Genomic DNA, 891 nt, shown 5'->3' with positions numbered 1-891 from the left:
GACAACCTGCTCACCAATGCCCTGACTTACCCCTTCAATTTATTGAGCCGCTATCCTATCCTGGCCATGCCTTCGGGGCTGGCCAGCAATGGCGTACCCACCGGAATACAGATCATCGGCCCCACGTTCGAAGAAACGATGGTCGTGCGCATCGGCGCGGCACTGGAAAAAATACAAGACTGGAAGTACCCGGCACTCTAATTGCTAGGACTATCCCGTTCACTCATTTGGAGACACCATGACCGCAAGCCCTGACAGCCAAGATGTACGCCTGACCCGCAGCCTGGAATATCGTGATTTACTGGCCTATGGACTGGCCTATATCGCCCCCGTCGCCCCCTTGTCCACCCTCGGTTTCGTCTGGGCCGCCTCGGGTGGCCTGATCGCCCTGGCCTACCTGCTGGGCGCCATCTGTATGTACTTTACCGCCAAGAGCTATGCGGTCATGACCGAGGTGGTACCCAGCGCCGGCTCGGTCTATGGCATTGCGCGCTATTGCCTGGGCGGCTTCCCGGGCTTTCTGGCGGGCTGGCTGGTGCTGCTGGACTACCTCCTGATTCCGTCCCTGATCTTCCTGTTGATGTCGGTGGGCATGGGTACCCTGATGCCGCAGATCGACCGCGCCACCTGGATCATCATCCTGGTCAGCATCGCCCTGCTGATCAACTGGTTCGGCGTGACCGTCACCTCACGCGTGAACATGCTCTCGGTAGCAGCCCAGTTCATCATCGTGCTGGGCTTGCTGATCCTGGGCCTGCACGCCCTGCTCAAGGGCCATGGTGGTGGACTGGACTTGCAGCCCTTCTACTCCAGCGAACTGTTCTCGCTGGGCAAGGTGTTCTCCGCCACCTCGATCTGCATCCTCTCCTACCTTGGTTTTGACGCCATTTC

The 891-nt window shown here is 59.3% G+C and carries 1 protein-coding gene and 1 pseudogene; both read left to right on the top strand.

Annotation, left to right across the window (positions count from 1 at the left end):
• Positions 1-201 (top strand): annotated as a pseudogene (locus tag I5W_RS05595) (amidase family protein); the annotation flags it as partial.
• Positions 202-238: 37 nt separating this feature from the next.
• The coding region (locus tag I5W_RS05590; protein WP_044528502.1) for an APC family permease at positions 239-891 on the top strand (653 nt) is incomplete at its 3' end.

The organism is Herbaspirillum sp. B65, from assembly GCF_000333555.1.
In the GTDB taxonomy this organism is placed as follows: Bacteria; Pseudomonadota; Gammaproteobacteria; order Burkholderiales; family Burkholderiaceae_D; genus Herbaspirillum; species Herbaspirillum rubrisubalbicans.
Note: the sequence above shows the minus strand (reverse complement) of the source record. Positions and strands in the feature narration are given on the sequence as shown.